We start from the raw sequence: 22,372 nt of genomic DNA, 5'->3' as shown, positions 1-22,372 counted from the left end.
CGGCTCAGGACTCGCGGGGCAGGTTCGCGCGGCGGCGGGAGACCTCGGCGACCGCACCCCAGTCCTGGTCCGCGTCGCCGTGCGCGATCGCGTCCAGGAACTGGTCGCGCAGCACACCGGCGAACGGCATCGGCACCCGCGCGTCGAAGCCGGCGGTCAGGCCGAGCGTGACGTCCTTGAGCCCGAGCGGCAGCCGGAAGTTCGCCGGCTCGTACCGCCGCTCTTTGATCATGTTGCCGTAGACCGTGTAGACCACGCCGGGGAAGATGCTGTTCGTCAGCAGCTCGATCAGCGCGCCCGGGTCGACGCCGTGCGCCTCGGTCAGCGCGGCCGCCTCGCCCATCGACTCGATCGCCGCCGCGATCATGAAGTTCGCCGAGATCTTCGTGATCACCGCCTGCTCCGGGCCGTCGCCGAGCGGCCAGGTGCGCCGGCCCATCGCGGCGAACAGCGGCTCGACCCGCTCCCGCAGCGCGGCCGGACCGGACGCCAGGATGTTCAGCTCGCCGGCCGCGGCCACCTCGGTCCGGCCGAGCACCGGCGCGGAGACGTAGCCGATGCCGTGCGCGGCGTGCAGTTCCGCGGCCTCGCGGGCCAGCGCGACCGAGACCGTGGCCATGTTCACGTGCACGGTGGCCCGCGCGCCGGCCAGCAGCACGTCGTCCAGCAGCACCGCGCGCACGGACGCGTCGTCGGCCAGCATGGAGATGACCACGTCGGCCTGCCACACCTCGGCGAGCGAGCCGGCGTCGATCGCGCCGTCCGCGACCGAGGCCGCGACCGGCTCCGGCGACCGGTTCCACACCCGGACCGTGTGACCGGCCTTGACCAGGTTGGCGACCATCGGCCGGCCCATCCCGCCGAGCCCGATGAAACCGACGTCCATGGGGTTCCTCACCTTCGCGTTCGTGCACTGTGCGGAGGCGAGGGTACCCGGCGCCGGTCTCGGAGCACGCTTGTGAGCGCTCCCACCGTACCGTGAAGGTCTTTTGGTTTTGGTCCGGACGGTCTACCGTGAGCGCTCACAAGCCATCGAAAAGCTTCAATCGAGGAGGCTCCATGTCGTTGCGATCCGCCCTCGCCGCGACCGTGCTCGGTGCCGCCGTGCTGGCCGGGGTCGCGTCACCGGCGCAGGCGAGCACGCTGTCCATGCGCGGCGCGGACGTCTCCACGCTGCAACGCGCCACCGATCTCGGTGCGCGGTACTACACGGCCGCCGGCGTGCCGGCCGACCCGCTGGACATCCTGGCCGGCGCGGGCGTCAACTACATCCGGCTCCGGGTGTGGGTGAATCCGGTGAGCGGCTACAACAACGCGGCGAAGGTGCTGGCCTACGCGCGGACCGTGAAGGCCAAGGGCCTCGCGCTGCTGATCGACTTCCACTACTCGGACACCTGGGCCGACCCGGGCGTGCAGACCAAACCGGCGGCCTGGGCGAGCCACGGGCTCGGCGCGCTGGCCACGGACGTCTACCAGCACACGTACGGGCTGTGCAACAGCCTGAAGGCGCAGGGTACGACGCCGGACACGATCCAGATCGGCAACGAGATCAACGTCGGCATGCTGTGGAACGACGGCAGGATCGTCAACAACGACTTCGGCCCGCTCGCCACGCTGCTGAAGTCCGGCTACAACGCGGTCAAGGCGTGCAACGCGGGCACCCAGGTGCTGATCCACACCGCGAACTCGGACAGCCTGGCGAACGCGCGCTGGTTCTACGACGGCATCCGCGCGGCCGGCGTGCCCTGGGACATCACCGCGCTGTCGTACTACTGCAACTGGCACGGCACGATGACCAACCTGACCACCGTCATCAAGGACATGATCAGCCGGTACGGCAAGCCGGTGGTCCTCGCGGAGACGGCCGCGCCGTTCACGCTGAACAACGCGGACGGCACCGGCAACAGCATCACCACCGCCTGCCCGGGGTACCCGGCCACCTGGGCCGGCCAGGGCGCCGCGTTCACCGCGGTGCAGAACGCGGCGAAGGCGGGCGGTGCGGTCGGCGTCTTCTACTGGGAGCCGACCTGGTACGCGGTGCCCGGCAACGGCTGGGACCCGCACGACATCCAGAACTCCGGCGACGGCTGGGACAACATGGCGGTCTTCAACTGGACCGGCGTGTTCAACTCCGCGGTGCGCTGGATCAGCTGATCGTGCGGGCGGGGCGCACCGCCCCGCCCGCCCCCGTCACGGCTCCGACCAGGTCCAGGTGCGGTCCCAGCCGTCGCCGGTACCGATGCCGAACCGGCCCGCCGCGTCCCGGACGACCAGCGCGCCGTCCGCGAGCACGTCCACGCTCACCGCGGCGAGGTCCTCGTCGATCGGCATCCGCCCGTCGCCCGGCTGGAAGATCCAGAGGCCGGCGTCCGGCGTCGCGGCGGCGAGCACGCCCCGGCCGAGCGCGCGGACCATCGACGGCTCCGCCGCGTCGAACTGCGTGCTCTCGCCCTCCGCCGCGACCCCGCCCGCGTGATCCGCCACGCTCCGGCCGTCGCCGTCCTCGACGATCACCGTGTCGCCGTCGTGGGTCAGCCGCCAGACGCGCACCGGGCCGCCGGCCACGACCCAGGCGTCGCCGTCCACCGGGGAGACCGTGAGACGGACGCCCGCCGGATCGCCGTCCCTGCGCACCGGCGGGTCCCAGGTCGCGCCGTCGTCCGCCGAGGAACTGAGCCAGAACGTCCCGGAGTCCGGGTCGCGTCCCAGCAGCCAGACGCGCCCGTCGCCGGCCCGGGCCAGCTGGGTGAGGCGGCCCATGCCGCCGGGGACGGCCGGTGTGACGACCGTGGTCAGGTCGGTCACCTCGGGCCGGTCGCAGGAGAGCGCGTCCGGGCCGCCGTAGGTCTCCTGGCCCGGGCACGCCAGGATCAGATCGCCGCCGTTCTCCAGCAGCAGCTCCGGCGGCCCGGGCAGCGCCGCGGTCACGATGCTGGCACCGGTCTCGGGCAGCACCCGATGGATGCTGTCGCCCGGTTCGCGCAGGAAGACGGTGCCGCGCGGGGAGACGATCAGCTCCGCGTCCTGGAAGCCCTCGGCGCCCGTCCGGACCTGCCAGGTCCGGCCCTGATCCACGGACGAGGCCAGCTGGGACGGCCAGCACCCGGTCTCGACGCACCTGCCGTTCGCGTAGGTCCAGACGATGCCGGGCGCGAAGCCGAACTGCGGCTCCCGCAGATGCTCCCGGTTCGGGATGCCGGGCGGCTCCGGTGCGATCCCCCGCAGGTCCCCGCCGGCCACCGCGAGCGCGCCGGCCGGCCCGCCCACCAGCAGCACGAGCGCGCCGGCCAGCAGGCCGGGCCACCGCCGTCGCCGCGCGCGGGCCATCGTGGACAGCGCGGCCACCGGCGCGGGCCGGAACAGCGGCGTCGCGGACGCCTCGAACCGCGCGAATGCCTCGTCCAGGCGATCAGCCATGGCGCACCTCCGGCAGGATCAGGATCGGGTCGTCGAGCCGGGCGGCGAGCGCGGTCCGACCGCGGGTCAGCCAGGAGCGGACCGTGCCCTCGGCCACGCTCTCCTGCACCGCGATCTCCGCCGTGCTCAGGCCGCCGAGGTAGTGCAGGACCAGCGCGCGCCGCTGCCGGCCGGGCAGCGTGGCGAGCGCGCGGACCAGGTCGACGTGATCCGGCTCCGGGCCGGCGACGTGCTGCTCACGCTGCCGCGCCAGGTGCCGGAACGCGATCTGGACGCGGCGCAGCCGACTGGTGGCCAGGTTCCAGGCGACCCGGCGGACCCAGGCGGCGCGATCGTCGTACCCGCTGATCGTGTCCCACCGCTCCAGCGCGCGGACGAACGCCTCCTGCGTCAGGTCCTGGGCCTCCGCGTGATCTCCGAGGTACGCGTAGAGCTGCACGGCGAGCCGGTGGAAGTGCCCGCGATACAGCTCCGCGAACTCCTCGGGAGGGGGGTCAGCCATCGGCGCGCTCCTGTCGGCGTGAAGAACGGGTCACCCTGTCACGCGCCGGCTCGTGGAAATGCTGCGAGTGTCCACATGTCGCCATGTCGCCTTCGCGGCAGCCGCTGCGGTGGGCGCTGCCGGGCTCGCACTTACAGACTGTGAGTGTTCTTCCTGGACGCGGAGGTGAGCGCGGTGACCCCTTTCAGTGGCGACGAGTACGAGCCGTGGACGCCGTCCGCCGCGACGCCGATCGACGATGATGCGCCGCCGGTGCCGCGCCGCTCGTTCGCGCCGCGGCGGCCATGGGCGTCCCGCACGTGGTATCGCCCGGCGCCCGGCACGCCCTGCTACTGCGGGTGCCGTCCCAGGCCGTAGGGTGCGCAGGTGTGGCCCACGCCGTCTTCGCAGGTCTGTGCACGCTCGACGTGATCCAGTCGGTGACCCGGGTGCCCGGTGCGAACGAGAAGGTGACCGCGCTGCGGCAGACCGTCGCCGCGGGCGGCCCGGCCACCAACGCGGCCGTCACGTTCGCCCACCTCGGCGGCACCGCGACGCTGCTCACCGGCATCGGCCGGCATCCGCTCGCGGGCGGCATCCGGGCCGACCTCGCGTCCTGCCGGGTCGCGGTGCGGGACCTGACGCCGGACCACGACGGCCCGCCGTCGGTATCGAGCATCCTGGTCACGGCCGCGACCGGCGCGCGGGCCGTGGCGTCCACGAACGCGTCCGGCGCGCACCTCGTACCGCCGGATGATTTTGACTTTGACGGGGTGTCGGCCCTTCAGGTGGACGGGCACCACCCGGCGCTGGCCGAGGCCGCGCTGACCGAGGCGCGGCGGCGCGGGATCGTCACGATCATGGACGCGGGCAGCTGGAAGGACGGCACCGAACGGCTGCTGCCACTGGTCGACGTGCTCGCGGCCTCGGCCGACTTTCCTTTTCGACGGTACGACGTGCCGTGGCTCGCGGTCACCGACGGCGCGCGCCCGATCCGCTGGTGGGGACCCGGCGACACGTCCGGCGAGGTGCCGGTGCCCGCGGTGACGGTCGTGGACACGCTCGGCGCCGGCGACGTGTTCCACGGCGCGCTCACGTTCGGGATCGCGGCGCGCGGGCTCGCCGGCTTCCCGTCGCTGCTGGCCGCCGCGGCCCGCACCGCGTCGCGGGCCTGCGCGCACTTCGGCACCCGGACCTGGATGCACCATACAGACACATGATGACCGGGGCAGTATGACCGAATTTCATGTCCCCTTCGTAGAGTGTGCTCATGGAGGACGGGGCACTGCTGGATCCGGAGCACGACCGCGTCTACCGCGCGCTGATCCGGCTCGGCTCCGCCGACGTCGATGAGGTCGCCCGGCGGGCGTCGGTCCGGCACGACGAGGCCGCCCGCGCCCTGCACGCGCTGCGCGACCAGGGCCTCGCCGCGGAACGCACCGGCGACGGCGCCGTCTACGTGGCACTCGCCCCCGACGTCGCGCTCGGCGACCGCCTGCTGCGCCGTCAGGCCGCACTGGAGGAGGCCCGCCGCTCGGTCGCCGCACTGTCCGAGGAGTTCCGCGACATCACCCGCCGCCGCGACGCGGACCGCCTGGTCGAGATCGTGCACGGCCGCGCCGCACTGCGCGCCCGGCTGCACACGGTGCAGATGGAGGCGCGCGAGGAGATCCTGTGGTTCTGCCGGGCGAACCCGCTGGCGATGCCCGGTACGGAGAACACGGAGGAGCCCGGCGCGTTGCAGCGCGGGGTGCGGTATCGGGCGATATACGAACGCGACCTGCTCACCGACCCGAGCGAACTGACCGGGATCACGGAGAGCGTGCGCCTGGGCGAGGAGGCCCGCACGCTGCCCGCGCTGCCGGTCCGGCTGGCGATCGCGGACCGGCGGACCGCGATCTGCCCGCTGGTGCCGGACGGGGAGCGCGGATTCGTCGAGCCGACCGCGGCGCTGGTGCACCGCAGCGAGCTGCTGGACGCGCTGCTGGCGCTGTTCGAGTCGCACTGGGAACGCGCGACGCCGCTGCGGCTGGCCGGCGGGTTGATCGAGGAAGCGGACGCGGACGCGACCGAGAAGCATCTGTTGTCGCTTTTCGTGGCCGGCCTGCCGGACAAGTCGATCGCTTCCCAGCTCGGCGTCAGCCGCCGCACCGTCCAACGCCGCCTCGACCGCCTGATGTCCATCGCCGGCGTCGACACCCGCACCGGCCTAGCCTTCCAGGCAGCCCGGCGGGGGTGGCTCTAGGGGGAAGCTCAGACCACCGTCAGCCTCCAACGTCTGCGGCCTCGCAGATCGGACCTCAAGTGGTACCGGTGCCGGAGCGAAAGCCCGATCGATCCGGCTTTTGACGATGAGCGCGCGGTGGCTACTCTGCATCTCACTGCACTCCCGCGGATGACGATCTACGGTCAGATAGATCGGCGTCGCGGCCCGGCGACTAATCTCACCAGACCGCGACGACATCCAATGCATTCCTATACTATCTGATCATCAACTAGATCGATAGATTGAACGCTATCATTTCAGTTGCCTATTGCGCCAATTCTGCGAATGTGCTCGACTATCGCTTCCACATTTTTCCGGTTGACTCCGTAATCAACGGCAGTCAGATGGAACGACGATCGACTCTCTACGTGCAAGTCCGTACCGACCGAGCTCGCATACGCGGTGCACATGACCTCCTCCTCCCAAGAGAGAATGCTTACCTTGGTTCTAGCCGATACAACACTTTCGCCAACATGGACATGGGTTTTCAGGTTGGGCAAGCTAGAAATCGCCTCCTGCGCCAGCCTCAATGCAGCACCCCGGTCCACCGCAATGCTTACAATGTCCTTAAATGTTCCCATAGCTTAATCCAACTTTCATTATTGCGACCCAAAACGACAGCGGCTCTTAGTCGCCTCACAGCCTCGAATCATCAGCACAATACCAAGCCCAGCAACTGCGCCGGCCACAGCACCGACAGGCCCCAGGAAGAGGCCAATGCCCGCACCCGCGAGGATAATGCCAATGTCCGTGATCAACTCATCGAGTGAGTATTCATCACCGTCCCGAGGTGCGGCCGGCGCAGGGGACGGGTTCGGAACAGGCACCGGGTTCCCCTGATTGAAGTTGCAGATACTGCCTGGCATACAGTTATAGAAATTGCAGTTGCTTTGTTCCGCGCAATTTTGGACGGGACCATCACCGGGACTTGGCATTGGTGATGGCGATGGGTTCTTTATCGCCCTGAAGGCCGGAGGTTTTGAAACGCCTCTCGCCCCTACGTTGCGGCCGGTTTTTCCTACAGCCTTCTTGACCGGCGTGACGGTGGCCTTTCTGCCGATGCTGCCACCGGCGGGCTTCTTGGTGCCAGATTTGCCGACAGTCTTCTTCACCGGCGTGACGATGGCCTTTCTGCCGATGCTGCCACCGACAGGCTTCTTGGTGCCGATTTTGGCGACGGTCTTGGTTGCCGTCGGTTTCTTGGCGATTGAGCCCATGGCCTTCTTGACGACGCGCTTGGTGACGATATCGGTAGAGCGGAGACCGTCGGGGTCAGTGAAGGCGGCGGGGCTGTTGTTGGAGTAGGCGTAGCCGTTGGTTTGCTGGGGGTCGTTGAAGTCGATGACCGGGTCCTGGCTGATGAATCTGCCGGTGGCCGGGTCGTATTCGCGGGCGCCCAGGTGGGTGAGGCCGGTGGAGTCCCTGGTGCCGCCGACGAACCCTCTGTCGCCGGTCCAGGTGGGGTCGGTGCCGCGGGATTCGCCGAACGGCAGGGAGCGGCGGCGGGTGATGGTGCCGTTGGCGGCCACGGCGACGTTGCTGGTGCCGTGGTGGTCGGCGAACTGGCGGGTGAGGCCGGTGACCGTGCGGACGCCGACGGTCTCGCCGTTGTGGGTGTAGTAGCGGGAGCCGTCGACCTGGCCGGAGGCGGTGGTGAGCTTGAGCTCGGTGCCGTCGGGCAGGTAGAGCGTGACCGTGCCGGGCGCGCGGCGCAGCAGGCGGTTGCCGGCGGCGTCGTAGACGTACCCGTGCTGGTCGGCGCCCTGGGTGACGGTGGCCAGGTGGCCCTCGGCGTCCCAGGTCAGCGTCTGCGCGACGCCGTCGACGGTGCGAGCGGTGGTGTTGCCGGCGTTGTCGTAGGTGAAGGAGTCGGTGCCGGAGCCGTCGGTGATGCTGGTGACGGCGTGCGGCTTGGCGCCTCCGGCGGCGGGATAGGTGTAGACGTCGGTGGTGTTACCCGAGGCGCCGTACGCCGTCTGCGTCGTGCGGTTGCCGGTCTTGTCGTAGGTCCAGGACAGCCGGTACGGGTCGGCGCCGGTGCGCTGCGGAGTGGTGCAGCCCCAGTCGGCCTCGGTCCAGGCCTGGGTGAGGCGCCGCAGGTGGTCGTAGCTGTAGCACTCGACCTGGTCGCGGGCGCCGGCGGTCTTTCCGGCGATCGCGGTGACGTTGCCGGTGGCGTCGTAACCGTACTCGGTGGTGAACTTGTCGTCCCAGGAGTTGGCTGTGGTGGCGTTCTCCGCGTCGATCTGCCGGTTCGTCAGTCGCCGGGTGGCCGGGTCGTAGGTGTTGCTGACCCGCAGCCGCTGGTTCGCGGTGACGCCGAGGATCTGCTGGGCGACGAGCCGGTCGAACGTGTACGACGTGCCCGAGACATAGGTCGCGGACTGCGACGACACCGAGACCGCGTCACCGGCGCTGCTGTAGCCGTACTTGCAGCGTCTCCAGCGGCAGACCGCCTACCGGCGAGCCCGCGGCGGACGCGGTGACGACGGTGTTCGGCGAACCGTCCGGCTTGTAGGTGAACTGGTTGGTGTACGTGCCGGCCAGCACACCCTCGGCAGCCGGAATCGCCACTGTCGTCGACAGTGGACGGTAGCCGTCGTCGTAGCTGGTGATGGCGGAAGTGTAAGCGTTGCCGTTGCTGTAGCGCGTACTGGTCGACGGCTGTCCCTTGGCGACGGTGTCGAACGTCCACGCGGCCAGCAGCGTCGTACCCTGCCGCCGCTCGGTGATACGACCGAGATTGTCGTAAGTGTCGGTCAGCGTGACGTTGCGGGCGTCGGTGCGGGTCACCATCTGGTCCGCGGCGTCATAGGTGTAGCTGGTCGTGCCCGCGTCCGGCGTGGTGCGGGTCAGAGCCCGGCCGCGCGGGTCGTAGGTGCTGGTCCAGTCGTTGCCGGCCGGGTCCGTCACGGTGACGAGACGGTTGAGCCGGTCGTAGGCGTAGGTGGTCTCGTCGTAGGTGCCGGCCGGTGCGGCGCCGGTGTACTGCCGTAGCGCGGTCGGGTTACCGGTCACGTCCAGCAGCGTCGTGGTCGGGGTGCCGCCGGCCGGCGGGTCGACGTGGACGCGGTCGCCGTCATAGGTCGTCACGATCGCCGACTTCTCGACGTTGAGCGACCACAGCGACTCACGGGAGACCCGGCCGAGCCCGTCGTACGCATAGCGGGTCTGCGAGCCGACCTCGGCATCGGAGAAGGTCTGCAGCGTGTCCGAGGGCGCGGACGCGTTGTAGAACTCCGACTTCTTCGCCTCGTAGCCGCGAGTGTCGTAGCGGACGTCGGAGATGGTACGGCCGCCGTCCGGCGCGGTGCTCTGCGACTGCCGCAGGCGCAGCAGGCCGTCGTAGATCTCCCACGAGTTGATCGCGTTACCGTTCGGGCCCAGCTCGATCGTCTGCACCCAGTTCGCGACCGTCTTCGAGCCACCGTAGACGTACTCGACGTTCGCCGACGCGCTGGTGGCCCGGCCCGGCAGCCAGATCTTCGTGATCCGGCCGAGCGCGTCGTACTGCGTCGTGGTGGTCTTCGAGTTCTCGTCCACCACCGTCGTGTCCTGCCCACGCACGTCGAGGTTTCGGACCACCTCGTGACCGGCCGGATTCTTGACCTTGATGGACGTGGTGCGGTTCGCGCCCGCCGGGGTGTAGGTCGTCTCCGTCTTCCGGTTGAGACCGTCGGTCTCGGTCAGCGGTCGGCCGATCAGGTCGTAGGTCGTCTGGGCGGTGGTCTCCCAGCCTCCGCCGGCCGTGGTCAGCTCGTCGACCTTGGTGACGTTGCCCGCGGTCGGTGCCGCATGCAGCGCGCCGCCGTCGTACTGCGACCGGGTACCGGAGAGCACCGTTCCCGGCGTGGCGCAGTCGGTCGTGATCTCCTCGGAGACGTAGTCGAGGTGCCAGGTGGTGGTGTTGCGGGCGTACGCGTACGTCGTGCAGGTGTCGTCCGCGGCCGTCGCCACATCACCGAGATCGGTGGTCTTCGTCTCCTGCCCGTACGTGGTGTCGAACTCGTGCCGGACCTCGGTCTTACGCCAGGAGTTCGACGCGGCGACGTAGTCCCACGTCTCCTCGACGCCGGTCTCCAGATAGTTGGCCTTGAACACGCTCGGCGCCGAGTTGGCCTGGTTGCGCTGCGCGGTCTGGTGCAGCCACGGCTGGTTGCGCTCCTTGCGGACCGGTGTCGTGGCCGTGACGCTGTCGAACGTCTGCTCCTCCAGCAGGAAACCGCGGTACGGCAGCTCGTCGTTCCAGACCGTGCCGCGCGAATCCGTGATGGTCGCGGTACGAGCGAACTCACCCGCGTCGGTCCGGCCCTGGTGCAGGCCGCGGAAATAGGTGCGGACCGTCTTCTCCTGCGTCTCCGTGGTCGCACCGGTCGTCTCGATCACGGTCCGCCAACCGCGGAAGTCCGACCAGCTGCGGTACGACAGCGACGCACTCCAGGCGTTGTCGTTGTGACCCCACAGCACATTCGTGGACGAGCCGCTGGTGTTGTAGTCATAGGCGTGCACGACATCGGGTGAGCCGCCCACCAGATCTCGCTCGACGACTCTCCGGACCCGGTACTTGTTCCACCACGACCAGCCGCCAGGGCTCGCCAGCGGTGCGTAGTACTGCGGGAAGCACCGCATCGTATTCTCGGCCACCTCAGCCGGTAGCGAGGTGATAGTGCAGTCCGGGCCCTCGTAGGTGACGTCGATCGCCCCACCGGTCTCGGTCCGGATCTGCGTGATCCGGTACTTGTTCGTCTGCGGCACGTCCAAGGCAACGTTGTAGTCGGTGCGGTTACCGAACGGGGTGCCGTGGAATGTCAGCAGCGGATAAGTGGTCGCCCCATTCGTCAAGCCTTCTCTGGAGATCGATGCCAGCCACAGGGCCGGTGAGGTGGTCCTCTCGTTCTCTCCGGTGACCGGGAACTGATGCCCCAGCGTCCATTTGTCGACCTTCTGGAAGGACGACCCCACCGCGACCTCGGTGGTGATCTCCGTCAGCCGGTCCGTGGACCAGAACGACGGTGCGATGTTGTTGCTGCAGACGCTGCTGCCCGCACCGCAGCGCAAATCCCATGGCGTGTCCGGCCAAGCCGCGGTGATGGGGCTGGCCTCGGTCCCACATGCGGTGGCAAGGCACCGGACATCGGTCTTGAAGATGACCTGCATCGGCGGGCTCGCCGGCAGCGGCCATCCCTTGGCGCCGTATTCGATGCGATTGAGCACGCTGGCACGGTCGTAGATATGGGTTTGGTTCGGATTGTTAGCCAGCGCCGTGTAGTTGAACCTCTTGGAGTAGAAGTACGTGATGGCGTTGCCGTTCGGGTCCTCGAGCAGGTCCAGATTCCATCGGTACGCCATCGAGCACCACGACGCCGCGAAGCTACTGGTCTGCAGGCACGGCTCGCCCGCATGGTTGCCGAATACGGGTGCGCCGAGCACCGAGTTGGTCGCCCGGTTGTCGATGAGACTCCAGCCGAAGTGGTACTTCGTACCGTCCGGCATTGTGATCTTCCACCGCTCGTTCTGCCAGTTCCCGGTGTTGCCACTGCCGGTGACGTACTCGACCTTCGCGCCGTTGTCGTCCATCAGCCGCCACTGACCTGTGGTGCTGTCCCGGACCAGCTCGGTGGCCCTGCCGTTGAGCACCATGGTCAAGTTGTAGTCACGCCAGCACAGGTCGCTCGTGGCATTGTTGTGCACCGGTGTGGCACCGGCCAGATCGTCCTTGCACGGACGATACGACCGTTCGACATACCCCGGCTCGTAGCTCCAGCCCTCACCGAGCCAGCTCGTCTGGGTGTTCTCGCCGTTGGTCTGGCCGTCGACCGAGCCGGAGTTGTAGTTGAGCGAGATCTGCGGGTTGAACCCACCCGGCGCCGGTGGCACCGTGATCGGGTACGACCAGTTGAAGTCGCCGGCCGACTCACCGGCGGCCCAGCTGTAGGACTGCGCCAGTGACGTCTTCGCGAACGTGCCGTTGTCCGAGACGGCATCGGCCATCAGCGCTACCGTGGTCGCGGCGTCACCGGCCAACGGCACATCCGCCGTGACCGTGCCAGCCTCACCGTCCCTGGCTATGCCCTTCAGATCGGTCCTGGTGATCTGGCAGCCGCCGGCCGACATAGCGAGATCGCTACAGGTCGGGATCTGCACCATCCGCACCCGGCTCGCCCACGCGGCGCCGTACATCCCGGCGAACCCGGCGTACGACACGGTCAGCCGAATCGCACCGGCCGCCGAGTCGCCGTCGGCACGACTGACCCGCACCGCAGTAACCGCACCCATCTTCTCGAGAACCGCGGGGTCCACCACCGTCACCCGCACCTTCGACGGCTGCCGGCGCTCCTCCGCCTCCGCCCGGCGGCCGGGCACGTCCGCATCCAGCGCGGCTGGTGCGACCGTGACGGGCAGGCCGCCCACCGCGACCGCCCGGTCGCCACCCGAGACCGTCAGGTCGGCGGTGCCGGCCTTCGGCAGCGAGACCTTGCCGGGCTTCCACTCGTCGGCACTCGGCGGCGTCACCGACGTGGCCTTCACCTCGGACACCGTGACCGAACGGTCACCGATCCGAGGATCCGACGACAGCGGAGCGGCCGCCGCCGGGGTTGCCATCAGCAGCGTTGCGGTTAGCGCCGCCGCCGTGAACGAGATGAGATACGGGTTTGCCGGTCGCCATCGTTGGAAAACAGCTGATGAACGGAATGTTGTTTGCACGAAGGCTCCTCCCAGGCGCCTGAAAAACGATTCGCCGCACCCTAGAAGCCTTGATCAACATTCTGCAACGTCTATATACAGTCGATTACCACAAATACCGCGATGCGATATAAAAGAGACTCATTATTGCGGAGGGTTACCGAGGACTTACTTATAGCAAAGGCGCAAAAGCGGATAAAGTTGGCAAAACTTCTTAAACAGCCCCACGCCGGGTGCGCCACGCCTCGCCACTCGGCGATTGACATGGGGACCATGCAAGCAATGTGCGTCTTCATTGATTTGTGATTCCGGAAGCCACGTGCACTGAAGGGAAACGGGCCATCCGAAATAGCGCCCCACAGCGCGGCATTCTTTCTTCGCCGGGTCGCCCTGTCCGGCATATTCGGCGCCGGGGGGGTGACGTCCTGTCCCTCGAAAGCGGACCATGAAACCCGTAACCGGGCCGGGTGGGTACCTTTGGCGGATGTCGACCGTGGTGATCGTAGGGGATGTGGGTGGATGTGCTGATCAGCTGGCCGCCGTACTTCCCGCGCTGACAGAGGATCCGGAGATCACCGTCATCCAGGTCGGTGACCTGGTGGACCGCGGCCCGGACAGCGCCGGCGTCCTCAAGCTGGTCGCCGAGCGCCTGCACGCCGCCCCCGCCCGCTGGATCCAGCTCATCGGCAACCACGAGGCCCCCTACGCCGGCCTGAGCGCCCCGTTCTGGCCCGACCCGCTCGCCGACGCGGACGCCGGCCTCATCGCCGGCTGGTGGCTCCGCGACCGCATGCGCGTCGCCGCGGCGGTCCGCACCGCCCAGGGCGACGACCTGCTCGTCACCCACGCCGGCCTCACCGTCGAGTCCTGGCGCGCGCTCGGTGAGCCGGTGACCGCGAGTACCGCGGCCGAGTTGCTCAACACCCGCCCCGACGATCTCCTGCGCAGCCTCCGCGGTCCGCTCTGGGCGGAGTCCGGCCCGGATCTCTACCACGGGTGGCTGACCGGCACCGACTTCCCGCCGTTCGGCCAGGTGCACGGGCACGACACGATCGTCGACTTCACGAGCGGGGAATGGCGCTGCGCCGAACGGCTGCGGCAGCGGACCACGGTGGACCGGGACGCGCGGCACACCACCACGATGATCAAGCGGATGCCGTTCATCGGCGTGGACCCGCGGCACGGTACGGCGGGCGCGCCGGCCTGGTCTCCGCTCTATCTGCGCAACGCGACGGTGCTGGTGTAGCGACGTACTACGCTCCGGGGCATGAAGCTTCCCGCCACCGCCCGCGCGATCGCCGTCCCCGCCACCGACGCGGTGGAGGCCGCGCGGGCGCGGGACGCCGAGGCGTTCGGCGCCGCGGTGGAGGCGCTGGCCGCGCAGGACCAGGAGCGGACCGGGCGGGTGCTCGGCGCGGTGGTGCGCATGCTGGTCGAGGAGTCGCATCAGGACGGCGTGGACAGCGACGACGTCCGCGCGGTGCTGGCCGCCTGCGTGCGGGACGCGATGGCCTGGCAGGACGACGTGGATCCGCAGGTGGTGCTGGTGCTGCTGGCCGGTGCGCTCGGCGTCTACGACCCGGAGGGTGACGACGCGCCGCCGAAGGCGCCGGCCCAGGCCCGGCACGGTGCGCTGCTGATCGCGAGCCTGCTGGCCACACGGCCGTTCGGCGACTATCTGACCATGGCGTTCGACGAGATCGCCCGAGCCGAACACCATGACGGATGATCCGCGGATCATCGAGATCGGCCCGCCGGACGAGGACCGGGCCGACCGCAGGCGAGCGGGCGTGTCCGTACCGCTGGTGGCCGTTGTCCTGGTAGCCGGCGCAGCCGGTGGCGCGGTGCTCGGCGCGCGATGGGAGCACGACCGCACGCGCCGGGAGCGGAGCGCCGTGGTCACGCTGGTGCTCCAGCCCGGCGAGACGCCGCGGCACACCGGCGGCAATCTGCTGCGCACCCAGCTGACCGGCCCGGTCCTGCTGATCAACGCGGGACCGCTGCCGGTCGAGGTGCGGGCGTTCCAGGGTGCCGCGACCGGGATCACGCTGACCGGCATCGAGCGGCAACGGCGGATCGCGCCGGGCGTCGCGACCACGATGGAGGCGGTCGCGGTGGTCGACTGCAACCCGGGCGTGCCGCTGGCGCCGGTGCCGGTGGACGTCTGGGTGACCACCGACGACGGCGTGACGCGGCAGACCCGGCAGCTGCTCGGGCTGAAGGGCACCGGCTGGGACGACGCGGCGTCGCGGGCCTGCACGCCCGGACTTTGAGGTAACTCTGAGGTTGAAAAGCCCGAATTAAGGCTTACTCTGGCCATCGGTGTCGATAAATATGTCATCGGCACGTCGGGCGCCGTTCACCTGACGCACCCCGGCTGGCAACCTCGGAAGGACGCTATCTCATGTCCCGGCTCGCGTTGTTCGCGATCGACCTGATCGCGGTGAACCTGCTGGTCTTCGGGCTCTACTTCCCCCGCCACCGGCGCCGCGACCTGGTCGTCGCGTACCTCGGTGTCAACGTCGGCGTGCTGGCGGTGGCGGGCGCGCTGAGCTCCAGCAGCGTCGGCGCGGGCCTCGGGCTCGGGCTGTTCGGCGTGCTGTCGATCATCCGGCTCCGCTCCACCGAGCTGGACCAGCACGAGGTGGCGTACTACTTCTCCGCGCTCGCGCTCGGCATCCTCGGCCCGCTCAGCGGCGGCCCGTTCTGGCTCGGGCCGGCGCTGATGGCGCTGATCCTGGTGGTCATGTACGTCGGCGACCATCCGCGGCTGCTCCGTACGTACCGCCGGCAGGTGATGGTCCTGGACGGCGCGATCACGGACCAGACCGCGCTGGTCGCCCACCTGGAGCGGATCCTGGGCGGCGCGCGCGTGCACTCCGCGACCGTGGAACGGCTCGACCTGGTGAACGAGACGACCGTGGTCGAGGTCCGCTACTCGCACCGGACCACGCTGGTGGAGGTGCCCGCATGATCGCGGAGCTGGAACCGGTGGGCCTGGCCGAACTGCTGGCGACGGCCGCGCTGCAGACCCGGGTCGACCGCAAGTACGTGCTGCCGCTGGCCGACGTGCGCACGCTGCTCCCCCGGCTCGACCCGCGCACCCGGGTGCTGGAGATCGACGGCGGGCGCGTGTTCCGCTACGAGTCCGTCTATTTCGACACGCCTGACCTGCGCAGTTTCCGGCTCACCGCGCATCGGCGGCGGCACCGATTCAAGATCAGAACCCGGCTGTACGTGGAGTCCGCGCTCTGCTGGCTGGAGGTGAAGACCGAGGGCGGCCGCGGCGGCACGGTCAAGAACCGCCTCCCGTACCTGCCGGACGACCACGCCACGGTCGCGCCCGGCGCCTCGTTCGTGACCGGCGTGCTCGGCGACTGCGACGCCACCAGCTTCGCGCCGACGCTGGTCACCCGCTACCGCCGGAGCACGCTGCTCGACCCGGCCGGGACCGCACGGGCGACCATCGACACGGACCTGACCTGGGAGGACACGGACGGGCGCGGCCTGCGACTGCCGCACGTGGCGGTCGTCGAGACGAAGACCGGTGCGGGCGCCTGCCCGGTCGACCGGCTGCTCTGGGCACACGGCCACCGCCCGGTCTCGATCTCCAAATACGCGACCGGCCTGGCCGCACTGCGACCGGACCTGCCGTCGGCCCCCTGGCGCCGCACACTTCGCCGCCATTTCAAGCCGGTCTGACGAAAGACCGGTCAAAAGCTGATATGCCCGCTTCCGGCGGCTCCAGTCCGTTTGCTCCCGCGGGCACCGGTCGTCGCTGGCGCTCCTCCCTGCACGTCGAGTGGGCGCACGGACAGAGCCGGCCGGTGGCCGGCCGAACCGAAACCGGCAACAGGGTGCGGCCGGCGCAGGGCAACGGCCGGCCAGGACGCCGGCCAGCCTCGCACCGGACCGATCCCCGGCTCGACCCCGATCGCACGACCACATAACGCAACGCCCGGCCGGACCGCCTCGGGTCCGGACGGTGACCAGCCGCACCCACCAGCGGGAACCCCGATCGGCCAGCGCGCCGACCCGTCACGACAAGGACTCCTCGCATGTCACGCTCCGCACCCGACAAACGCCGGCCGGCCGCCGCCGCGCTCGCGATCGGCACCGCCGCCGCACTCGGCCTTCTCGCCACCGTCGCCCAGCCCGCGGCGCACGCGGCCGTCGTCCCGGCCACCGCGGCGGCCGGCGCCGCCGTGCTCGCCGCCGGTCCGGCCGCCGCGGCCGCGCTCGCCGCGAACCAGCCGCACCACGACAGCGCGGCCGACCACACCTGGACCGAGGCGGACGTCGCCGCCGTCTCGCTGACCGGCTCCGGCGCGACCACGACCAGCCCGAACGTCACGGTCTCCGGCCAGACGATCACGGTCACGGCGGCCGGGACGTACCGTTTCTCCGGCTCGCTCACCAACGGCCAGATCGCGGTGAACAGCCCCGGCACCGGCCTCGTCCGCCTGATCCTGAACGGCGTCACGGTCGCGAACAGCACGTCCTCGGCCGTCAACGTGATCGCCGCGGACGAGGTCATGGTGGTGCTCCAGGCCGGCAGCACGAACCGGCTCAGCGACGCGAGCGTCTACAGCTACCCGAGCGGCGTGGACGAGCCGAACGCCGCGCTGTTCTCCGCCGCGGACACCACGATCACCGGCACCGGCACGCTGACCGTGACCGGCAACGCGTACGACGGCATCGCCAGCAAGGACGGCCTGTACATCGACTCCGGCACGATCACCGTGACCGCGAAGGACGACGGCATCCGCGGCCGCGACTACGTGTACGTCGCGGGCGGCACGATCACGGCCACGTCCGCCGGTGACGGCGTGACCGCCGACAACGACGAGGACACCACCCGCGGGTACGTCTACGTCGGCGCCGGCACGGTCAACGCCACCTCCACCGCCGGCGACGCGATCAACGGCGAGACCGACGTGATCGTCACGGGCGGGACCGTGACCGCGAAGGCCGGCGGCGGCAGCACCGTCACGCCCGGCACCGCCAGCACCAAGGGCGTCAAGGCCGGTGTACTCGCCGTGATCAGCGAGGGCCGCACCACGATCGACGCCTCCGACGACGGCCTGCACTCGGACGGCGGCGTCACGGTCGACGGCGGCACCACCACGATCGCGACCGGCGACGACGGCGTGCACGCGGAGACGGACGTGCGGATCAGCGCCGGTACGGTCACGGTCTCCCGGTCGTACGAGGGAATCGAGGGCCTGAAGGTCTTCCTGTCCGGCGGCACGATCTCCGCGACCGCCACCGACGACGCCGTCAACGCGTCCGACCCGGCCACCGGCGAGATGCAGAACAGCCCGAACGCGCTGATCTCGGTGACCGGCGGCACCGTGGTGGTCAGCGGCGGCACGGACGGCCTCGACTCCAACGGCGCGCTCGCCGTCGGCGGCGGCACGGTCGTGGTCAACGGCTCACCGACCCGCGGCGGCGGAGAGGGCGGCCTGGACGCGAACGGCGCGCTCACCATCACCGCCGGCGTGCTGCTCTCCGCCGGGATCAGCTCCAGCACCAGCACGCTGCCGAGCTCCGGCCAGGGATGGGTGCAGGTCACGTTCTCCGCGAACCAGGCGGCCGGCACGATCGTGCACCTGGCCACCACGTCCGGCACGCAGCTAGCCGCGTTCCAGTCCACGAAGGCGTTCCGCAGCGTGGTCTTCTCCTCCGCGCAGATCACCCGCGGCACCACCTACGCGATCCGCACCGGCGGCGCCGTCTCCGGCACCGCGGTCGGCGGCGGCCTCTACACCGGCGGCACCCTCTCCGGCACCCAGGTCACCACGGTCACCGCCGGCACCCAGACCCGAGGCTGACCGGAGGTTTGCCCGCCGGCCGCCGCGGGTACACAGAGGACACGCGATCCTCCCCCGGATGGCGCCCTTCCTCGCCGGCCGCAGCGGCCCTCCTGCCCCCGCAGAGCCGCTGCGGCCGCATCATGTCCCGCCTCCGCCGAACGGGACGGCACCCGTTCGGCGGCCGCGTGGGTCAGGGAACGACCCGGGTCGCCGGTGAGTCGCCGATGATGCCCGGCCCGCCCTCGAACGGCGGCACCGGCGACGACGCGATCTCCGTGCCGTCCGCCGCATACGCGACGAGCAGCACCGATGTCGCGTCCAGCGGCACCGTCGTCTCGCCGCGACCGGTGTCGTCCAGCGTGATCCGGGCCGGTGTCCCGCCGTCCACGGCCACGGTCACGGTGGTCGCGCCGGGCGGCCCGACCAGGACCATCCGGTCGGTGCGCTCGGAGGTGCTGGTGTGCTTGCGCCACCCGATCGGCCGCTGGGCCGCACCCTGTTCGGGGAGCAGCAGCCGCAGCGTCTCCAGCGACGCACCCTCGCCGGTGGCGCTCACCGCGAACGCCAGCACGCCGTCACCCGGCCGCTGCTGCACCGTGAACAACGCCGTCGGCTGCCCGTCGATCATGCCCGTCCAGCGCACCTCGACCCGGAGTCCGTCCAGTGCCAGGCCCTGCACGGCGATCGCGTTGCTGATCCATTCGCCGAGCAGGTTCGGGTCGAAGTCCCGGTCGCCGAGCGCGTCCGCGGCCACCGCCCGGTAGGCGTCCGGATCGTGGGCCGGTCCGTCGTACCAGCCGCTGACGTCGAGAGTGATCACCTCGTCGCCGCGGCTGAGCGTCATGACCGGGCTCGGCATGACCGGCGTGGGCGGCACCACCATCTCGACGAATCCGCTGCCGACGGCACCGGTGACCGGCGGGGCGTGCCGTACCCGTCCGTCCGCGCCGAACGTGTGACCGTTGCTGATCGACGCGGTCCAGCCGACCGGGCCGACCACCGCGATGGCACCAGGCGCGTCCGCGGCGGCGTACATGGTGCTCCGGGCCTGTTCCACCCCCCGGCTGAAGCTGTCGGGCACCATCTCGGCGGGCGCGGCGCCGGCCGGGCCGGTGTACCAGGCGAGCTGCTGGTCGGTGAGGAAACCGAGGCGCAGCGGCACGTGCACCAGCGCGAGCCGCCGGTCACCGACGTCCGACGCGTAGAGGAACGTGATGTCGCGCCGGTCGGTGATCTCCCAGTTCTCGCCCGGTACGTTGCCGACCTCGATCAGGGCGCGCATCCCGTCCTGCCAGCCGGCGTCGCCGGCCAGCGTGCCCCGGGGCGGGCTGTTCAGCAGCGCGCTGTTCGTCGCCGCGATCGCGATGCCGGGCACCCAGCCGGGCATCGGCAGCACACCGGACTGCAGACCGACCAGCGCGGTCAGCACCACGGCGAAGGCACCGGCGCGAACGCGACGGCGACGGCGGTGCCGCCGCTCCCGGCCGGCGAATCCGGGCCAGGGGTCCTCGGGCAGCTCCAGCGAGGCGGCCTGGCCGGCCAGCCCGTCGCGCAGCATGGTCTCGACGTTCATGCCCGGCTCTCCTTCAGGACGACGGTCAGGTCGGCGTCGGCGGTGCCGGCACGGTCGCGGAGGCGCTGGAGGCCGCGCGACGCCTGGCTCTTCACGGTGCCGGTCGAGCAGCCGAGCGCGGCCGCGATGTCCGTCTCGCTGAGATCCTCGAAGTAGCGCAGCACCAGGACCGCGCGCATCCGCGGCGGCAGTTCCCGCAGTCCGGCGAGCAGGTGGTCGCGCTCCACCACCTGCTGGTACGGGTCGCCGGTCTGCACCCGGTCGGCCGGTTGCGCGGGTATCTCGCCGAGGCTGCGGCGCCGCCGCCAGGAGATGGCGGTGGTGACCATCACCCGGCGCACGTAGGCGACCGGCGCGTCCATCGCGGACACGCGCCGCCACCGGCGGTGCGTCTTCTCCAGCGCGGTCTGGACCAGATCCTCCGCGTAGCTGCGGTCGCCGGTGAGCAGGTAGGCGGTGCGGGTCAGCGGCCCCCACTGCGCCCGGACGAACTCGCGGAATCCGTCGTCGGGGGGTCTTCGACCCGAATCAATCGACATCACACATCGCAAACGCTCCGTACCCCGCCGATGGTTGAGCGGGAGCCGGAACACGACGAAGCCGGCCGCGGGACCCCCGCGACCGGCTTCCGTCAGAAAGACCGCTCAGTCGGTGCCGAACTCCATGGCTGCCGCGTCGAGCAGCTGGTCCTCGGCCGGGACCGTCGGGCTGGCCGCGATGGCCTCGGCGCCACCGGCCGGCATCGCGCCGATCAGCGTGGTGGTGGACGGCTGGGCCGCGATCACCTGAGTGCCACCGACGATGCCGATCCGCGCGTACTGCTCCAGCCGGGCACGCGAGTCCGCGATGTCCAGGTTGCGCATGGTGAGCTGGCCGATCCGGTCGATCGGGCCGAACGCGGCGTTCTCGGTGCGCTCCATGGACAGCTTGTCCGGGTGGTAGCTGAACTCCGGGCCGGACGTGTCGATGATCGAGTAGTCGTCGCCGCGGCGCAGCCGGAGCGTGACCTCACCGGTGATCGCGGCGCCGACCCAGCGCTGGATCGACTCGCGGCTCATCAGCGCCTGCGGGTCCAGCCAGCGGCCCTCGTAGAGCAGCCGGCCCAGCTTGCGGCCCTCGTTGTGGTACGTCGCCAGCGTGTCCTCGTTGTGGATCGCGTTGACCAGCCGCTCGTACGCGATGTGCAGCAGCGCCATGCCGGGCGCCTCGTAGATGCCGCGCGACTTCGCCTCGATGATCCGGTTCTCGATCTGGTCGCTCATGCCGAGGCCGTGCCGGCCGCCGACCGCGTTCGCCTCCAGCACCAGGTCGACGTCGTTCGCGAACGTCTTGCCGTTGATCGCGACCGGCCGGCCCTGCTCGAACCGGACCGTCACGTCCTCCGGGAGGATCTCCACGGACGGGTCCCAGAACTTGACGCCCATGATCGGCTCGACCAGTTCCAGGCCGACGTCCAGGTGCTCCAGCGACTTCGCCTCGTGCGTGGCGCCCCAGATGTTCGCGTCGGTGGAGTAGGCCTTCTCCGTACTGTGCCGGTACGGCAGGTCACGGGCCTGCAACCACTCCGACATCTCGTGCCGGCCGCCGAGCTCCTCCACGAACGCCGCGTCCAGCCACGGCTTGTAGATGCGCAGCGACGGGTTGGCCAGCAGACCGTACCGGTAGAAGCGCTCGATGTCGTTGCCCTTGAACGTCGACCCGTCGCCCCAGATCTGCACGCCGTCGTCGAGCATCGCGCGGACCAGCATGGTGCCGGTCACGGCGCGGCCCAGCGGCGTGGTGTTGAAGTACGCCCGGCCGCCGCTGCGGATGTGGAACGCGCCGCACGCCAGCGCGGCCAGACCCTCCTCGACCAGCGCGGCGCGGCAGTCGACCAGCCGGGCGATCTCCGCACCGTACTGCCCGGCACGGCCCGGGACGGACGCGATGTCGGGTTCGTCGTACTGACCGATGTCGGCGGTGTACGTGCAGGGCACCGCACCCTTCTCGCGCATCCACGCGACCGCCACGGAGGTGTCGAGACCACCGGAGAAGGCGATGCCGACACGTTCGCCGGCGGGCAATGACGTAAGCACCTTGGACACGTTGAAAGTATATGCAGACACACGCATGATCATGCAACTGGGATACTCGTC

General features: G+C 70.1%; 19 protein-coding genes. 9 read left to right on the top strand and 10 right to left on the bottom strand.

Annotated elements, in window-relative coordinates; all coding sequences use genetic code 11:
• Window positions 1–4: 4 nt before the first annotated feature.
• Window positions 5–886 (bottom strand): NAD(P)-dependent oxidoreductase, encoded by an 882-nt coding sequence (locus J2S42_RS30545; protein ID WP_307244657.1) that lies wholly within the window; start codon window positions 884–886, stop codon window positions 5–7.
• Window positions 887–1,059: 173 nt separating this feature from the next.
• On the opposite strand from J2S42_RS30545, the gene J2S42_RS30540 reads away from it, so the two are divergent.
• Window positions 1,060–2,154 (top strand): glycoside hydrolase family 53 protein, encoded by a 1,095-nt coding sequence (locus tag J2S42_RS30540; RefSeq protein ID WP_307244655.1) that lies wholly within the window; start codon window positions 1,060–1,062, stop codon window positions 2,152–2,154.
• Window positions 2,155–2,190: 36 nt separating this feature from the next.
• Here J2S42_RS30540 and J2S42_RS30535 read toward each other — a convergent pair whose 3' ends face one another.
• From J2S42_RS30535 to J2S42_RS30525, 3 genes are all read right to left on the bottom strand, one after another.
• The gene (locus J2S42_RS30535) at window positions 2,191–3,417 is read right to left on the bottom strand and encodes a hypothetical protein (protein WP_307244654.1); all 1,227 of its coding nucleotides are present in this window, start codon (window positions 3,415–3,417) and stop codon (window positions 2,191–2,193) included.
• The gene (locus J2S42_RS30530; RefSeq protein WP_307244652.1) at window positions 3,410–3,919 is read right to left on the bottom strand and encodes an RNA polymerase sigma factor; all 510 of its coding nucleotides are present in this window, start codon (window positions 3,917–3,919) and stop codon (window positions 3,410–3,412) included. Before J2S42_RS30530 ends, J2S42_RS30535 begins: the two co-directional genes overlap by 8 nt.
• 131 nt (window positions 3,920–4,050) lie before the next feature.
• The gene (locus J2S42_RS30525; RefSeq protein WP_307244651.1) at window positions 4,051–4,218 is read right to left on the bottom strand and encodes a hypothetical protein; all 168 of its coding nucleotides are present in this window, start codon (window positions 4,216–4,218) and stop codon (window positions 4,051–4,053) included.
• 69 nt (window positions 4,219–4,287) lie between these two features.
• Here J2S42_RS30525 and J2S42_RS30520 point away from each other — a divergent pair, with 69 nt between their 5' ends.
• Both J2S42_RS30520 and J2S42_RS30515 read left to right on the top strand, forming a co-directional pair.
• Window positions 4,288–5,118 carry a PfkB family carbohydrate kinase gene (locus tag J2S42_RS30520; protein WP_307244649.1) on the top strand — a complete coding sequence of 277 codons (831 nt, stop codon included), beginning with the start codon at window positions 4,288–4,290 and terminating at the stop codon, window positions 5,116–5,118.
• Window positions 5,119–5,168: 50 nt separating this feature from the next.
• Window positions 5,169–6,143 (top strand): helix-turn-helix domain-containing protein, encoded by a 975-nt coding sequence (locus J2S42_RS30515; RefSeq protein WP_307244647.1) that lies wholly within the window; start codon window positions 5,169–5,171, stop codon window positions 6,141–6,143.
• Between the two features lie 278 nt (window positions 6,144–6,421).
• Here J2S42_RS30515 and J2S42_RS30510 read toward each other — a convergent pair whose 3' ends face one another.
• The 3 genes from J2S42_RS30510 to J2S42_RS30500 are packed head-to-tail and all read right to left on the bottom strand — an operon-like array spanning window position 6,422 to window position 12,692.
• A complete protein-coding gene (locus J2S42_RS30510; RefSeq protein WP_307244644.1) occupies window positions 6,422–6,745 on the bottom strand; it encodes a hypothetical protein in 324 nt (107 codons plus the stop codon).
• An 18-nt stretch (window positions 6,746–6,763) separates the two neighbouring features.
• Window positions 6,764–8,560: an RHS repeat-associated core domain-containing protein gene (locus J2S42_RS30505; protein WP_307244642.1), complete on the bottom strand. Its 1,797-nt coding sequence runs from the start codon at window positions 8,558–8,560 to the stop codon at window positions 6,764–6,766.
• Window positions 8,561–8,570: 10 nt separating this feature from the next.
• Entirely contained in the window at window positions 8,571–12,692 is a 4,122-nt protein-coding gene (locus tag J2S42_RS30500) for a hypothetical protein (protein ID WP_307244640.1), read from the bottom strand.
• 640 nt (window positions 12,693–13,332) lie between these two features.
• Between J2S42_RS30500 and J2S42_RS30495 the strand changes: the two genes are divergently transcribed.
• The 6 genes from J2S42_RS30495 (at window position 13,333) to J2S42_RS30470 (ending at window position 18,682) form a co-directional block, all read left to right on the top strand.
• Entirely contained in the window at window positions 13,333–14,094 is a 762-nt protein-coding gene (locus J2S42_RS30495) for a metallophosphoesterase (protein ID WP_307244638.1), read from the top strand.
• Between the two features lie 21 nt (window positions 14,095–14,115).
• Window positions 14,116–14,577 (top strand): hypothetical protein, encoded by a 462-nt coding sequence (locus J2S42_RS30490; protein ID WP_307244636.1) that lies wholly within the window; start codon window positions 14,116–14,118, stop codon window positions 14,575–14,577.
• Window positions 14,567–15,121 (top strand): hypothetical protein, encoded by a 555-nt coding sequence (locus J2S42_RS30485; protein ID WP_307244634.1) that lies wholly within the window; start codon window positions 14,567–14,569, stop codon window positions 15,119–15,121. The genes J2S42_RS30490 and J2S42_RS30485 overlap by 11 nt, the downstream gene beginning before the upstream one ends.
• Before the next feature lie 131 nt (window positions 15,122–15,252).
• Complete coding sequence (locus J2S42_RS30480; RefSeq protein ID WP_307244632.1) at window positions 15,253–15,822, top strand: DUF4956 domain-containing protein; 570 nt, start codon at window positions 15,253–15,255, stop codon at window positions 15,820–15,822.
• Window positions 15,819–16,550 (top strand): polyphosphate polymerase domain-containing protein, encoded by a 732-nt coding sequence (locus J2S42_RS30475; RefSeq protein ID WP_307244631.1) that lies wholly within the window; start codon window positions 15,819–15,821, stop codon window positions 16,548–16,550. The genes J2S42_RS30480 and J2S42_RS30475 overlap by 4 nt, the downstream gene beginning before the upstream one ends.
• A 356-nt stretch (window positions 16,551–16,906) precedes the next feature.
• Complete coding sequence (locus tag J2S42_RS30470; RefSeq protein ID WP_307244629.1) at window positions 16,907–18,682, top strand: carbohydrate-binding domain-containing protein; 1,776 nt, start codon at window positions 16,907–16,909, stop codon at window positions 18,680–18,682.
• A gap of 172 nt (window positions 18,683–18,854) precedes the next feature.
• Here the strand turns inward: J2S42_RS30470 and J2S42_RS30465 are convergent, their stop codons facing one another.
• From J2S42_RS30465 to argG, 3 genes are all read right to left on the bottom strand, one after another.
• Window positions 18,855–20,237, bottom strand: coding sequence for a hypothetical protein (locus tag J2S42_RS30465; protein ID WP_307244627.1), 1,383 nt, complete (start codon window positions 20,235–20,237; stop codon window positions 18,855–18,857).
• Window positions 20,234–20,776: a SigE family RNA polymerase sigma factor gene (locus tag J2S42_RS30460; RefSeq protein ID WP_307244624.1), complete on the bottom strand. Its 543-nt coding sequence runs from the start codon at window positions 20,774–20,776 to the stop codon at window positions 20,234–20,236. The genes J2S42_RS30465 and J2S42_RS30460 overlap by 4 nt, the downstream gene beginning before the upstream one ends.
• A 105-nt stretch (window positions 20,777–20,881) precedes the next feature.
• A complete protein-coding gene (gene argG, locus J2S42_RS30455) occupies window positions 20,882–22,321 on the bottom strand; it encodes an argininosuccinate synthase (protein ID WP_307244622.1) in 1,440 nt (479 codons plus the stop codon).
• Window positions 22,322–22,372 lie beyond the last annotated feature (51 nt).

Source organism: Catenuloplanes indicus, from assembly GCF_030813715.1.
Lineage (GTDB): Bacteria > Actinomycetota > Actinomycetes > Mycobacteriales > Micromonosporaceae > Catenuloplanes > Catenuloplanes indicus.
Note: the sequence above shows the minus strand (reverse complement) of the source record. Positions and strands in the feature narration are given on the sequence as shown.